Annotated in this window: 18 protein-coding genes and 2 tRNA genes; 13 read left to right on the forward strand and 7 right to left on the reverse strand. The window is 39.4% G+C overall.

Features of this window, described 5'->3' with window-relative positions; genetic code table 11:
* Nucleotides 1-3 precede the first annotated feature (3 nt).
* The 5 genes from AC106S_RS14820 (at nt 4) to AC106S_RS14840 (ending at nt 2718) form a co-directional block, all read left to right on the forward strand.
* Nucleotides 4-297, forward strand: a complete 294-nt coding sequence (locus AC106S_RS14820; RefSeq protein ID WP_482440178.1) for a 2TM domain-containing protein — start codon at nt 4-6, stop codon at nt 295-297.
* Between the two features lie 66 nt (nt 298-363).
* Complete coding sequence (locus AC106S_RS14825) at nt 364-960, forward strand: methyltransferase family protein (RefSeq protein WP_482440612.1); 597 nt, start codon at nt 364-366, stop codon at nt 958-960.
* 351 nt (nt 961-1311) lie between these two features.
* Nucleotides 1312-1608, forward strand: a complete 297-nt coding sequence (locus AC106S_RS14830; RefSeq protein WP_482440180.1) for a 2TM domain-containing protein — start codon at nt 1312-1314, stop codon at nt 1606-1608.
* Nucleotides 1609-1641: 33 nt separating this feature from the next.
* Entirely contained in the window at nt 1642-1917 is a 276-nt protein-coding gene (locus tag AC106S_RS14835; protein WP_482440181.1) for a 2TM domain-containing protein, read from the forward strand.
* 57 nt (nt 1918-1974) lie between these two features.
* The gene (locus tag AC106S_RS14840) at nt 1975-2718 is read left to right on the forward strand and encodes a LytR/AlgR family response regulator transcription factor (protein WP_482440183.1); all 744 of its coding nucleotides are present in this window, start codon (nt 1975-1977) and stop codon (nt 2716-2718) included.
* A 52-nt stretch (nt 2719-2770) separates the two neighbouring features.
* Here AC106S_RS14840 and AC106S_RS14845 read toward each other — a convergent pair whose 3' ends face one another.
* Nucleotides 2771-3667 carry a hypothetical protein gene (locus AC106S_RS14845; RefSeq protein ID WP_482440184.1) on the reverse strand — a complete coding sequence of 299 codons (897 nt, stop codon included), beginning with the start codon at nt 3665-3667 and terminating at the stop codon, nt 2771-2773.
* 113 nt (nt 3668-3780) lie between these two features.
* Between AC106S_RS14845 and AC106S_RS14850 the strand changes: the two genes are divergently transcribed.
* Nucleotides 3781-4491 carry a glycine-rich domain-containing protein gene (locus tag AC106S_RS14850; protein WP_482440186.1) on the forward strand — a complete coding sequence of 237 codons (711 nt, stop codon included), beginning with the start codon at nt 3781-3783 and terminating at the stop codon, nt 4489-4491.
* 15 nt (nt 4492-4506) lie between these two features.
* The gene (locus AC106S_RS14855) at nt 4507-4860 is read left to right on the forward strand and encodes a hypothetical protein (RefSeq protein WP_482440188.1); all 354 of its coding nucleotides are present in this window, start codon (nt 4507-4509) and stop codon (nt 4858-4860) included.
* Between the two features lie 57 nt (nt 4861-4917).
* On the opposite strand, the gene AC106S_RS14860 is transcribed toward AC106S_RS14855, so the two are convergent.
* Nucleotides 4918-5127, reverse strand: coding sequence for a hypothetical protein (locus AC106S_RS14860; protein WP_482440190.1), 210 nt, complete (start codon nt 5125-5127; stop codon nt 4918-4920).
* Between the two features lie 79 nt (nt 5128-5206).
* Nucleotides 5207-6394 carry a tRNA 2-thiouridine(34) synthase MnmA gene (gene mnmA, locus AC106S_RS14865; protein WP_482440192.1) on the reverse strand — a complete coding sequence of 396 codons (1188 nt, stop codon included), beginning with the start codon at nt 6392-6394 and terminating at the stop codon, nt 5207-5209.
* A 116-nt stretch (nt 6395-6510) separates the two neighbouring features.
* Here mnmA and AC106S_RS14870 point away from each other — a divergent pair, with 116 nt between their 5' ends.
* Entirely contained in the window at nt 6511-7038 is a 528-nt protein-coding gene (locus AC106S_RS14870) for a hypothetical protein (RefSeq protein WP_482440193.1), read from the forward strand.
* A 96-nt stretch (nt 7039-7134) separates the two neighbouring features.
* Here the strand turns inward: AC106S_RS14870 and AC106S_RS14875 are convergent, their stop codons facing one another.
* The gene (locus tag AC106S_RS14875; protein ID WP_482440194.1) at nt 7135-9669 is read right to left on the reverse strand and encodes an ATP-dependent Clp protease ATP-binding subunit; all 2535 of its coding nucleotides are present in this window, start codon (nt 9667-9669) and stop codon (nt 7135-7137) included.
* 151 nt (nt 9670-9820) lie between these two features.
* Between AC106S_RS14875 and AC106S_RS14880 the strand changes: the two genes are divergently transcribed.
* From AC106S_RS14880 to AC106S_RS14900, 5 genes are all read left to right on the forward strand, one after another.
* Complete coding sequence (locus tag AC106S_RS14880; RefSeq protein WP_482440196.1) at nt 9821-10045, forward strand: uroporphyrinogen decarboxylase; 225 nt, start codon at nt 9821-9823, stop codon at nt 10043-10045.
* On the forward strand, nt 10045-11142 hold the full coding sequence (locus AC106S_RS14885; protein ID WP_482440198.1) for a glycosyltransferase: 1098 nt from the start codon (nt 10045-10047) through the stop codon (nt 11140-11142). The genes AC106S_RS14880 and AC106S_RS14885 overlap by 1 nt, the downstream gene beginning before the upstream one ends.
* Nucleotides 11143-11243: 101 nt before the next feature.
* Nucleotides 11244-11663, forward strand: a complete 420-nt coding sequence (locus AC106S_RS14890) for a SufE family protein (RefSeq protein WP_482440200.1) — start codon at nt 11244-11246, stop codon at nt 11661-11663.
* Nucleotides 11664-11665: 2 nt separating this feature from the next.
* On the forward strand, nt 11666-12637 hold the full coding sequence (locus tag AC106S_RS14895; protein ID WP_482440202.1) for a glycosyltransferase family 9 protein: 972 nt from the start codon (nt 11666-11668) through the stop codon (nt 12635-12637).
* On the forward strand, nt 12637-13539 hold the full coding sequence (locus AC106S_RS14900) for a glycosyltransferase family 2 protein (RefSeq protein WP_482440204.1): 903 nt from the start codon (nt 12637-12639) through the stop codon (nt 13537-13539). The genes AC106S_RS14895 and AC106S_RS14900 overlap by 1 nt, the downstream gene beginning before the upstream one ends.
* An 80-nt stretch (nt 13540-13619) precedes the next feature.
* Here AC106S_RS14900 and AC106S_RS14905 read toward each other — a convergent pair whose 3' ends face one another.
* The 3 genes from AC106S_RS14905 to AC106S_RS14915 all read right to left on the reverse strand — a co-directional run bounded on the left by AC106S_RS14905 (nt 13620) and on the right by AC106S_RS14915 (nt 14142).
* Complete coding sequence (locus AC106S_RS14905; RefSeq protein WP_482440206.1) at nt 13620-13898, reverse strand: hypothetical protein; 279 nt, start codon at nt 13896-13898, stop codon at nt 13620-13622.
* A gap of 61 nt (nt 13899-13959) precedes the next feature.
* A tRNA-Val gene (locus AC106S_RS14910) sits at nt 13960-14034 on the reverse strand.
* 33 nt (nt 14035-14067) lie between these two features.
* Nucleotides 14068-14142, reverse strand: a tRNA-Val gene (locus AC106S_RS14915).
* Between the last annotated feature and the right edge of the window lie 12 nt (nt 14143-14154).

Genomic DNA, 14154 nt, shown 5'->3' on the forward strand with positions numbered 1-14154 from the left:
ATTATGGAAAATTTAGATACCGGCAATATCCGCTATAAAGAAGCGGAAAAAAGAGTAAAAAAGCTGAAAGGTTTTTATATGTCTGTATTTGTTTACTTTACCGTTAACCTTTTCATTCTGTTCGTCAATTATAATGAACTGGATCCTGGAGAAAGTATATGGAGAATACAGTATTTTGTTGTTCCCATAATCTGGGGGACTGTTATAACGCTTTACGGTCTTACTGTTTTTCTTCCGGGATTCCTGCTCGGACAAAAATGGGAGGAAAAAAAGATCAGGGAATTAATGAAAAAATAAAAATAAGGAAGAGCTGAAAGACAGAGAATACAATCTGTTTCTTAGCTCTTTTTTGCAATTTCCCACATTTTTTACCTCAAAAAAATAAGACATATGAACACTCTTCAAATTATATTCTACGTTTCAATGGGTTCCTGGTTTCTCAGTGAATTTCTTTATAAAAGAATTCTTAAATCTGCAAAAGATGACCGGAAAGATAAAGACAGGTCCAGCCTTAATATTCTGTGGCTGGCTATCCCTTCTTCTATTGCCGCTTCAATAGCCGTATCCAACCTTTCATCCTTTTCCATTACCAACGGAAACTGGATCTTTTATCTGGGGGAAGCCTTTATTCTTACTGGAATTATTTTAAGGTTTGTAATCATCAGATCATTGGGTAAATATTTTACAGTGGATGTAACGATCCGGCAGGACCATAAAATAAAAAAAGACGGATTTTACAGATACTTAAGGCATCCGTCCTATGCCTTTTCCCTGCTTACCTCTCTCGGGCTGGGGTTGTACCTGAACAACTGGCTGTCGCTGGCACTTGCCTTTATTCCCCCTTTCCTGGCTTTTGCTTACAGGATCAATATTGAAGAACAGGCACTTATACAGCAGTTTGGAAAAGAATATACCGAATACAGAAAGAAAACAAAGAAACTGATCCCGTTTCTTTACTGAAAATCTGAAAACAGCAGGAAGGGACCGGAGCTTAATTTTAGTTATAAACTTGTTAACCTAACCACAAAGTTTTTACTAGCCACTATTGTAAAAAGGATAACACAGATTAAAGATTATTCCTGATTTTTGCCACATCTTTCCTCTTCAAACCTCCCTTAAATCCTTATTCCGGACTGATGTTTCTGAACATCATTTTTTTATTTCAAAAACACCTCTTTTTATTCCGGTATCTCAGATTGACCATTCAGTCGCCATAATTTACCGTTCGGTTATATAAAGTTGAATCAGGCAGGCTTTCCGTATTACCTTTGACTCAACAAAATAACAGATCAATCTTTAAAACAGAAAATTATGGAAACAACATCATTCACTAAAGAGACCCTTGCTTATGAAAAAGCATCCAAAAGAGTAAAAGAATTGAAAGGATTCTATGGAAACCTTACTTCCTACTGCCTGGTTATTCCTTTTTTACTGGCTCTTAATCTTTTAACTGCCCCGAATCATTTATGGTTTTTCTGGCCGGCACTGGGATGGGGCATCGGAATTGCCGCCCATGCAATAAGTGTTTTCGGGATCGGAAAAGAATGGGAAGAAAAAAAGATTAAACAGCTGATGGAAGAAGAAAAAAGAACCGCAAAGACATTATAAACCGAAACTTTTAACCTTAAAAACATATATATCATGAACTACAACAGTGCTTATACAAGAATGGAAAAATTAAAGAAATTTTACAAAAACCTTTTATGGTTCGGAATCGTAGCCGGAGTAATTCTTTTCAGAAAATACCTGAAATACGGTACGATTGATTTCTCTGTAACGGGAGGCTCATTACTGCTTACAGTTTGGGCGATTATATTGACTGTAAAAGCGGTCAGCCTGTTTGTTTTTGATGAGCAGTGGGAAAGGGCAGTAACAGAAAAAGAACTTGAAAAGAATAAAAAATCAATTGATTTTTAAAATCTCCCCGCTTTTTTCTAATTTTATAACGGATTTTAAACCCAAACTCAATAACCTATGATCAAAACTGTCATTATCGAAGACGAAAAACCTGCTTCAAGGAAATTAGAACGTATGCTGAACAATTTTCCTGATATTGAAGTGGTTGCCAAAATAGAATCGGTAGAGGATGGGGTGGCCTGGTTTTCGGAAAATGAACACCCGCAGCTGATCTTTTCGGATATTGTGCTGGGAGACGGGCTGTCTTTCGATATTTTCGAAAAAGTACCTACGAAAGGTTTCATCATCTATACCACAGCTTTTGATCAGTATACCCTGAAAGCATTCAAATTAAACAGCATAGACTATCTTCTGAAGCCTGTTCTGGACGAAGATCTTGCAGCAGCCGTAGAAAAATTCAAATCATTTATCCCCTCGGATAATACTGCCGGATCGGAAGATATCAAACAGCTGATCAGAAAAGAAAAATCCACGCTTTCCAGGGTCCTTGTAAAAATAGGTTATAATCTGAAGATTGTACAGACCGATGAAATAAGCTGCTTTTTCAGCGAAAATAAGATTGTATATCTCCAGACAAAAGAACGGACCTATCCTTCAGATTTCACGCTGGATGAGCTTGAAGATGTACTTGATGAAAAGAAATTTTTCCGGGCCAACAGACAGTTTATCATCAGTTCCGGACATATCAGAAATATTCATACCTCGCCCTATTATAAAGTAGAGCTTGAATATCAGCCCCAGGAAGAGATTACCGTGAGCCGTGACCGGGTGAAAGACTTTAAAGACTGGCTGGTAAGCTAAGAGTATGAATGTAAATATCACAGATTATCTTGGCGATATTCAATGATTATAATTATCTGTAATCAATTCTGTTAGAGTCGGTGTCTTCAAGCTGTTTCAGAATAGATGGAGGAATCTCGTCACTGTCAATCGGAAAGCTGATGGAATCGGAGATAAAGGTCTTTCTGTCTGCTTTCTGAAATATTTCAAACAGGGCAATCGGCTCCTGATTAAAGCTGATACATGTACTTATAAAATGCAACTCATGGAGCTTATACTCTGGATTTTTGAGCTTTTCCTTTATATCTTTTATCCTTGAGATAAAATGCCGCTGGCGGATGAACGTATTGCTGTTCATAATGATAAATACATAATCTGAATAGGCCGTTACTTTCCCGAAATATTTATGGTGGTCGCCACCGCTTCTTTCAATAAAATATTCTCCGGTAGTTTCGGATCTGTAAATTTCCATCGCAGAACGCCAGATCCGCTCTTCTTTTGCCTGTAAAGGGTTTTCGGGAAGATTCCTGTTGTAAGAATACCAACAGCCGGTAAGACGGTCTAAAAGTGCGGTATTCTGACTCACATTATTCAGATCAATCTTCAGATCATTAAAATTAAAAGATTCCGTATTGGAACTGATGAAATCAAGATAACCGGAATAGCCTAAAACTCTGACAATACTACTCAGTTTGGCCAGATTCGGTCTGCTCAGACCGGCAAGCTCATTCTGTCTGTATTTCTTCAGCTTATTAATGATGAGGTGTTCATACAGATAATTGGATCCCAGCAGATCCGGGGCTTTTTTAATGCCTTTTTCCGTTTGGCCGGCAGTAATAAGTTCATTCAGTTCCTCACTGATATAAGCCCATTCGGTTTTGGTAACATCTTCCCAGCGATTTTTCTTTAAAAAATGACGGCTTAAAAAATTCATCAGCTTTTCCAGATGTAAAATATCTTCTTTTTTCATGAAATTATTTATAAGACTAATTTAAGATTTTTATCAAACTAAAAAAGACCGTTGAAAGACTTTTATATTTCAGAATCAGATGATATTTGAGTAGAAAAATAAAAGTAAAGACAATGGAAACAACAATGCAACTAAAAGACGAATCCCTCTGGAACAGATTACAGGGATTTTCATTAGACGCTTCCGATGCCGATTTCCCTTTTTCTAAAAAGCTGGCAAAAGAAGAAAACTGGACGCTTGATTTCACAAAAAAAGCGATAGAAGAATATAAAAAATTCATTTATCTGTGCTGTATCCTGCCTCATGGCGCTTCACCCAGTAAAACAGTGGATAAAGTGTGGCACATGCACCTGATCTACACCCGGAACTACTGGGAAGAATTCTGCCCGGAAATTCTGAGAAGAAAGCTCCATCATCACCCTTCCAAAGGAGGACAGCATGAAAAAGACAGACATCAGGACTGGTTTCTGGATACGCTCAGTCAGTACAAAACAATCTTTCAGAAGGAAGCTCCTGCGGACATCTGGCTGGAGAAGACGGAAAAAAAAACCCGGCTGAATAAACTCAGAATTGTTCCGCTGTTTATGCCCCTTTTCTTACTCTCATCCTGTCTTGGAGAAGTTCTGAGTACTCTGGGAATTATTATCCTGTCAGGATTGGGAATTATTGTTTTCGGATCAGTCCTTTCTTTATTCTCCGACAGCAATGGAGACCATTCTAAAGGAAAAGATGACGGAGGTGCAGGAGGAAGCTGCGGAGGAAGCAGTTGCGGTGGAGGCGGATGCGGCGGAGGTTGTGGCGGATGCGGTGGATGTGGAGGTTAAAAAAAACAATAAACTATGAAAAATTCAATCGTTCATTCAGTTCCGGTAATGGCAGGCCTGATATGGCTTTATACAGAAGAGCATACGCTCAATCCTGTCATTGTAAAGGGTCCGGATTTCCTGAAATTTTACCTGATCCTGATCCTGGGAACCTGTCTTGCCGCTTTTTTCTTAAAAAGATCAGGAGAAACAACGCCGAAAACTTCAGTTTACATTCTCTTTCTTATACTGATTCTGGGAATCGTCAAGCTGGTCCGGGGGATCAGTCTTGGAAAACCGGTCGGTTTCCTCGTGATGATTCTTATAGTGGAATGTATTGTGATAGCGGTTATTATGTCTTATCATATCAATCATAGGAAGAAGACCTGACGGATTAAAACAGGATCAAAAAATAACCCGAAACAGACTGCTTCGGGTTTGATATGATTAAGATTTTTTCTGAACTTCATGATCTGTTTTAAGACCGTACTTTCTGGTGGCTGCTGCGGTAATGGCTACCAGGACAGCACACAGAAAAAGTTCCGATTTTTCAGGATGACAGATCTCCTGGTATATATTATATCCTAACAGTATAGATACAATGAGCAGCAAAACACTGTTAACGGCAATGTACTGATGGTTTGAAGTAGTTTTCATAAAGATATTTTTATTGTTATTTACTGAGTAAGTATGACAAATTAAAATACGTTACAAAAAATTTCAAAAAATTTTTTCTTTATGAAATAACTCCGCTTCCGATCAGTTCTTCCCCGATATACCATGAAGCAAACTGCCCTTCCGCAATCGCCGATTGAGGTTCAGCAAATTCAACGTAAAAAGCATCCTCAAACTGGTAAAGAACCGCTTTCTGTAACGGCTGTCTGTACCTGAATCTGGCCATTACTTCCATAGATCCTCCGTTTTGCAGCTTCATATCTTCACGTACCCAGTGCAGTTCAGAATGATCAATTTTTAATGCCTTTCTGTACAGTCCCGGAAAACTGTGCCCTTCACCTACAAAAAGAATATTGTTTTCCATATCTCTGGAGACGATAAAGCAGCTTTCTTTATGGCCGCCTATGCCGAGGCCTTTACTTTGTCCGATCGTGAAAAACTGGGCACCCTGATGCTTTCCTATAACTTTTCCGTCAGATTTTTTATAATGAATTTTTTGTGATAAAAACTCAAGCTCTTCCTGTTTTGAAGAAAATTCAGGCGTTTCACCTGCAAAAAGCGGTGAATCTTTGAAGATCTCTACAATTTCACCTTCCTTCGGAACCAGTTGCTGTTGTAAGAACTGCGGAAGACTTACCTTTCCGATGAAACACAGCCCCTGGGAGTCTTTTTTATCAGCAGTTACAAGTCCGATTTCCTTAGCAATCTCTCTTACCTGGGGTTTTGTAAGTTCCCCGATAGGAAACAGAGCTTTGGAAAGCTGGTCCTGACTCAGCTGGCATAAAAAATACGACTGGTCTTTGTTATTGTCTTTTCCGGCAAGAAGATGAAAGATTTCCTTCCCATTTTCGTCAAAGGTTGAATCTACTCTGGCATAATGTCCTGTTGCTACCTTATCAGCGCCAAGAGACATGGCTGTTTTCATAAAAACATCGAACTTTACCTCCCGGTTGCACAAAACATCCGGATTAGGAGTTCTTCCTTTCTCATATTCAGCAAACATATAATCTACAATGCGCTCTTTATAAAGCTCACTCATATCGATTACCTGAAAAGGAATTCCCAGCTTCTGGGCTACCATAAGGGCATCGTTACTGTCTTCAATCCAGGGACATTCGTCCTCTAAAGTTACCGACGCATCGTTCCAGTTTCTCATAAACAAAGCCACTACTTCATGGCCCTGCTGTTGCAGCAGATACGCAGTAACGCTGGAATCTACACCTCCGGAGAGGCCAACTACTATTTTCATTCTATTTCAATTTTACGGAACTCTTAACGGGAGTCCTTAGTTTGATGCGGCAAAAATACAATTAAAAAAATTCGCAAAAAAACCATAATTTTAAACATTGATAAAAACGATATTATATGAAAAAATTTATTATTCCTCTGACACTGATGCTCTCAATACCGGCATCTTCGCAGATTTCAGTAGGCACTCCGGCCCGGGAAAACAATAAATGGACCTTCGGAGGAGGGATTGGGCTGGGTTTCGGAAGCAACAGCTCATTTTACCTTCAGGCTTCTCCCAGAGTAGGATACAGACTGACCGATGATCTGGAAGCAGGGGTTGTGGGAAGTGTTTCCTGGCAGACTTCAGATTTCTACCGGTCAACAATGTTTGGGGCGGGGCCGTTTGCCAATTACTATTTTGCAAGATCGTTCTATGTAGGAGCCAATCTTCAGCACTATTTCATCAATTACAAGGATAAGTACTACGATTATAAATTCAATAAAGAGGAAACAGCCCTATACCTGGGAGGCGGTTATATGCAAAGGATAGGAGGAAATTCTTTCATGCAGATCGGGGTAATGTACAATGTATTGTGGAAAGAGAATTCCAGTGTATTTTCAAGTGGTCTGATTCCTAATATCGGTTTCGTGGTGGGTATGTAGACGAAAGACAGGATGAATTCAAAAACAGTCTGAAAAAATAAAAAAGCACCGGAATTTGTTCCGGTGCTTTTCATTATGATTAAACTATTTATTTTTTTAAGATTGAGACGACTTTTCAGCCGTTTTTTTGGGTTTTGATGCTTTCCCGGTCAATCCGTCTTTTGCTTCGTTCAGATCAAGAATTACGGTTTCTCCTTCGTTCAGCTGTTTGTTCACCAGCATTTCTGCAAGAAGATCTTCAATGTATTTCTGGATAGCCCGTTTCAATGGTCTTGCTCCGAAGTCTTTATCCCATCCTTTTTCAGAGATAAAGTCTTTTGCTTCTTCGGTAAGTTCCACTTTGTAGCCCAGTTTTTCCAGTCTTCCGTAAAGCTTGTTCAGTTCAATATCAATGATTTTCTTGATGTCGTCCTGTACCAGAGAATTAAAGATCACGATGTCATCAATTCTGTTTAAGAATTCCGGAGCAAATGCTTTTTTAAGGGCATTTTCAATGGTACTTCTCGCTCTTGAATCTGAAGTGGTCTTTTTAGCTGAAGTTCCGAATCCTACACCATCACCAAAGTCTTTAAGGTCTCTTGTTCCGATATTGGAAGTAAGAATAATAATGGTATTTCTGAAATCGATCTTTCTTCCTAAACTGTCGGTCACGTGGCCTTCATCAAGAATCTGTAACAGGATATTGAATACATCCGGATGTGCTTTTTCAATCTCATCCAGGAGAACCACAGCATAAGGTTTTCTTCTTACGGCTTCTGTTAATTGTCCGCCTTCTTCGTATCCAACGTATCCCGGAGGCGCTCCAACCAATCTTGAAACCGCAAATTTTTCCATGTATTCACTCATGTCAATACGGATCAGAGATTCATCGGATTCAAACAGTTCTCTTGCCATTACTTTTGCCAGCTCGGTTTTACCAACCCCGGTTGTTCCCAGGAAAATAAAGGTACCGATAGGGCGGTTAGGGTCTTTCAGACCTGCTCTGTTTCTCTGAATAGCCTTAACGACTTTTTTCACGGCATCTTCCTGCCCGATTACTTTTCCGTTAAGTTTCTCATCCATCTGAGCGAGTTTATCAAGCTCATTTTTGCCGACTTTGGTCACCGGAACACCGCTCATCATAGAAACCACTTCCGCTACATTTTCTTCTGTTACGGTTTCTTTTTTCTCTTTTACATCTTTGTCCCATTTGTCCTGGGCGGCATTCAGTTCCATCTGAAGACGCTCCTCTTCATCTTTCAGTTTTCTGGCTTCAAGATAATCCTGAGCTTTTACTGCTTTCTGTTTCAGTTCTTTGATATCTTCGATTTTTTTCTCAAAATCAATGATTTCCGTAGGAACTTTCATGTTTTTAATATACACTCGGGAACCGGCTTCGTCCATCGCATCAATAGCTTTGTCCGGAAGGAAACGGTCTGTAATATATCTTGAGGTAAGGTTCACACACGCTGCAATCGCCTCTGGGGTATAGATTACATTGTGATGTTCTTCATACTTATCTTTGATCTGGTTCAGAATCTGAATGGTTTCATCAATGGAAGTAGGCTCCACCATTACTTTCTGGAATCTTCTTTCCAAAGCTCCGTCCTTTTCAATATACTGACGGTACTCATCCAGGGTAGTGGCCCCGATGCATTGAATTTCTCCTCTTGCCAGAGCAGGTTTGAACATATTGGAGGCATCCAGGCTTCCGGTAGAACTTCCTGCACCTACAATGGTATGCAGCTCATCGATGAAAAGGATCACATCACGGTTCTTTTCCAGTTCCGTCATAATGGCCTTCATTCTTTCTTCAAACTGACCACGGTATTTGGTTCCTGCCACCAAACTGGCAAGATCCAGAGTGATCACCCGTTTTCCGTAAAGAACTCTTGATACTTTTTTCTGTTGAATTCTTAATGCCAGACCTTCGGCAATCGCAGATTTACCAACACCCGGTTCTCCTATAAGAAGAGGGTTGTTTTTCTTTCTGCGTGAAAGGATCTGGGAAACTCTCTCAATTTCCTTTTCACGCCCGATTACAGGGTCTAATTTTCCGTCCCGTGCCAGAGAAGTCAGATCACGGCCAAAGTTGTCCAGGGTAGGTGTCTTACTTTTGGCTGAACCTAAATTACCCGTCGGCTTTCTCATCTGCTCAAATTCCTCTCTTTCATCATCATCGTCATAAGCACTCATCTGTGGTGACTGCCCGGAATTTTTAAGCATAGTCTGATACTCTCTTGAAACTCCTTCATAATCGATGTCGTAAGCTCCTAAAATGTTTGAAGTAGGGTCCTCATATTTGTAAAGAATGCCTAAGAGCAAATGAACGGTATTAATTTCATTGCTTTTATATTGTCTGCATTCCAGTTCTGCACGCTTAATGGCATGGTCTGCCATTTTGGTGAAAGAAATATTGGTAACCTCCTCAGAAATAGGATTTAAACTTGCTGTATTTAGAGTTTCAATTTTTCTTCTGATTTGTGTTAAATCCGCATTAAGGTTTTGAAGGATTTCTTTTGCAGAGTTTTCCGTCTTTATAATACCTAAAAGTAGGTGTTCTGTATTAAGAAATTCACTTTTCAGCCTTTTAGCTTCGCTCTTGCTTTGTTTGAACACCTGGCTCAAACCTTGTGAAAACTTATAATCCATAATATATCTCATTAGAATAAAGGCTGCGGTGCCATTTATTCATTATCTAAATTACAAATATTTTACCAAAAAACAATTAATGACTTTATGGCAGAAAAAATTTTATTATCTTATTGAAAATGATTAAGTTTGTGATCCTTAAAATTTCCCCATGGATTCCAATATCACAACTTATATCGGCTATTCTGCTTCAGTTTTTATCGTACTGAGTTTCATTCTGAAAGATGTAAGAAAAATCAGAGTAGTCAATATGATCGGTTGTATCTGCTTTGTCATTTATGGTATATTTAACGGAATGCTCTGGCCGGTTATTATCCCGAACGGGCTGATTTGTTTTATTCAGGTCTACCATCTGATGGCCGGAAATAAAAAATAATGAAGAAGAAAATAATCACGTCCGCATTCAGTAATTTATACACAGACCAGCGTATAGAGAAGGTTTGCAGGACGTTGTATGAGAATGGATATCAGATCGACCTGATAGGAAATGACTGGAACGGAGCCGAAAAAATGGAGCGCCCTTATCTGTTTTCCAGAATACATTTACGTTCTAAAAGTTTAAAAACAGCGTACTTTGAATTCAACTGGAAGCTTTACCGGGAACTGAAAAAGAAAGCAGACCACAATACCATTCTTCATGCCAATGATGTGGATGTATTGGTGCCGAATTATCTTATGGCCCGAAAGCTGAACATTCCTCTGGTATTTGACAGTCATGAGATTTTTTCAGAAATGCCTGCCATTCAGGGCAAAATGTCACAAAAATTGTGGAGGTATGTTGAAAAAAGCATCATTCCGAAACTTGAGATGATGATAACAGCAAGCGGAAGTTACGCAGAGTGGTTTCAAAAAAAATATGGAGTACACCCGGTTGTTGTTCAGAATGCTCCGAGGAAAATGGGCTTCACACAGGGAATTCCTGATAATTTTCCTAAAATATTTCTGTATCAGGGGGTAATCAATCCTTTCCGGGGAATAGACAAAGCTATTCTGGCTATGCATCATCTGGAAGGAGTCATTTTAAAGATAGCAGGTGACGGACCCAGGAAAAAAGATTATGAAGAGCTGGTTATCAGAGAAAATCTTCAGAATAAAGTTCAGTTTTTAGGAAAGCTGAATCCTGAAGATTTAAGGAAAGTAACCCTGACGGCCGATGTAGGAATGAGTATTGAGGAAAACGGGGGAGACAGCTATCTGTATTCGCTTCCGAATAAAGTGATGGATTATATCCAGAGCAGGGTTCCCGTAATTCTCACCGGTTTTCCCGAAATGAAACGTATTAAAAACCAATTTGACGTTGGGGAGATCATTGAAAACCATCAGCCTGAAAATATTGCTGTGGCGGTAAAAAAGGTTATCAGTAAAGGAAGGCCTGCTTACCAGGTGGAGCTGGAAAAGGCTTCGGACGCTTTGTGCTGGGAAAATGAGGAAGTGAAACTGTTACAGGTATTTGAGAAGGCATCCCGGTATTAGATGAACGACAGGTTTCAATCGATATAATTACTTAAATAAAAAGCTTAAGAAAAACTTAAAATTTCTAAATTTAGTATCTTTGCACCAGAAATTTGTTAAAAATGACCATTAAAGAAAAACAGCAGGAAATTATCGGAGAATTTGAATTTCTTGATGATTGGGAGCAGAAATATGAATATATCATCGATCTTGGAAAAGAACTCCAGGGGCTTCCGGAGGATAAGAAAACGGATGAAAATCTGATCAAAGGATGCCAGAGTAAGGTATGGATCGATGCTGAATTCAAAGATGGAAAACTTTTTTTCAATGCAGATTCCGATGGAATTCTTCCCAAAGGAATTGTTTCCCTTTTGGTAAGCATATACAGCGGCCATTCTACACAGGAGATTCTGGATTCTGATTTCGAATTTATTTCAGAGATCGGACTGCAGGAGTTTCTTTCTCCTTCCAGAGCGAACGGGCTGATGGCTATGACCAAACAGATCAAATTTTATGCAGTGGCTTATCAGCTAAAGTCTTAGCCGTGACCAGAATTTTAGCATACCGTTTTTCCGCTTTTGGCGATGTTGCCATGACGGCTCCTGTTTTCAGAGAATTTCTGGAACAGAACCCCGGTGTGGAAATCATTATGGTTTCCAGGAAGAATTTTGAAAGCCTGTTTACCGGAATTCCGAATGTGATCTTCAAAGGTATTAACCTGGATGACTATAAAGGGATTTTGGGATTAAGAAGGCTGGCTCATGAACTGATCCGGGAATTCAAACCTGATCTTATTGCAAATCTTCACGATGTGATCAGGACCAAGATTCTTGACAGCATTTACAGAAGGCGTGGACTTAAAGTATTTAAAATAGACAAAGGAAAAGAAGAAAAAGAAGAACTTACCGATGTCTGGAACCTGAATAAGGTACAGCTGAAAAGAACCGTTGAACGGTATGCCGATGTTTTCCGTGAGATGGGTTTTCAGGTACAGCTATCTGATAAGCTGAGACCGCTGCCGGGTCCGAAATCAGGAATAGGTTTTGCGCCTTTTGCCCAGCATAAAGGAAAAATGCTTCCTCTGGAAAAATCTTATGAACTGGTTAGGATACTGGCTCAAAAGCATACCATATACTTTTTTGGCGGCGGTAAAAAAGAGACTGAAACCCTTGAAAAATGGGAAAAGGAGATTCCCAACACCCAAAGTCTTTCCGGAAAACTGAGTCTTACGGAAGAGCTGAAGAAGATTTCCGAACTGGAACTGATGATCTCTATGGATTCGGCAAATATGCATCTTGCAAGTTTAATGGGAACCCGGTGCGTGTCGGTGTGGGGCGCAACGCATCCTTATGCCGGATTTTTAGGTTTTGGACAGCGTGAAGAAGATGTAGTCCAGATTAAGGATCTTACCTGCAGGCCCTGTTCTGTTTTTGGAGATAAAGAATGTTATCGTGGTGACTGGGCATGTCTTGAAGAGCTTGATGTTCAGAAGATAGTTGAAAAAATCAGGCTGTAATGAAGCTTTCCGTATGTATTCCTGTGTATAATTTTGACATCCGTGAACTGGTCTCTGAGTTGAAAAACGAGATCAGAATGAATGGTATTGATGCGGAAATTATTCTGATTGACGATGCTTCGGATGTTCATTACAGGAAAATTAACCAGGATCTTCAGGGTAAGGTAGCCAACTTTATCTTTCTTAAAGAAAATATAGGAAGATCGCGGATCCGGAATCTTTTTTATCAGTATACGACAGGGGAGTATTTGTTATTCCTGGATTGTGACGGCAAAATTACAGACAAAAATTTCTTAAAGAATTATACGGATTTTATACAGGAAAATCCGGACGCTGCTGTTGTTTATGGAGGAAGAAATGCTCCTGAATCAGCTTCGGACGCTGAACATTATCTGCGGTGGAAGTTTGCCGTAGAAAGAGAGAACCTGCCGGTTGAACTTCGCCGGAATAAACCTTATTTAAGCTTTCAGACAAATAATTTCATTATCAGGAAAGATCTTTTTGCCAAAGTGAATTTTCATCCCGATTTTCAGAAATACGGCTATGAAGATCTTCTTTTTGCGATGGAATTAAAATCGGAAAAAGTAAAGATCAGTCATATTGATAACACGATTCTGAACAATGATCTGGAAAGCAACGGTGTTTATCTGGAGAAAGTAGATGAATCCGTAGAAAGTCTTGCTAAAATGCTTAAAGATGAAAATCTCCGGCCTAAACTGGCTGAAGTTAAGCTGGTCCGGTTATATTACCGGCTTTATAAAACACCGTTTACCTTTTTTATCAGGATCTTTTTAGGAAACAGAGGGTTGAGAGTGGTTAAAAAAAATCTTTTAAAAGGAAATGTCAACCTCAGGTATCTTGATGTTTATAAGCTGGGGCTGCTTTTTAAGAAGATGAGGTGATGGAAATCTCCTCAAAATAAAGAGACCCGGATCCGTTTTGGGGGATTAAAACCAACTGTTTTTGTGGATATAAACAGAAATCAATGCTGTTTTTCTATTGGGAAGCGTTGCTGTACAAATTTAATCAATGTTTCAAGATCTGTAAAGTCTTTTTCCAGCCCTAACTGGGCCTCAGAATATTGAATATTATACCTGTCTTCGGATATTCTTAAATAAAATTCCCCGCCAGGCTTTACAATAAATGTGTGGTCTTTAATTCCGCAAAAGAGAATTCTTTCTGATGTATTGTTGAACTGCTTAAATTCAGCATAATAACCTTTTTTCTGAAAGATTTCCTTTATATGCTCCAGATTACTCATTTTAAGCTATTCTTATATTATAAAAACAAAAAAAAATCTCCCAAAACTTGAGAGATTTCTGTGGGTCCTGAGGGATTCGAACCCCCGACCCTCTGGGTGTAAACCAGATGCTCTGAACCAACTGAGCTAAGAACCCGAATTTTTTTGAAAGGTTTCGTTTCCTTTTCTGTGGGTCCTGAGGGATTCGAACCCCCGACCCTCTGGGTGTAAACCAGATGCTCTGAACCAACTGAGCTAAGAACCCTCTTATCTTTTG

The organism is Chryseobacterium sp. FR054 (assembly GCF_056844565.1).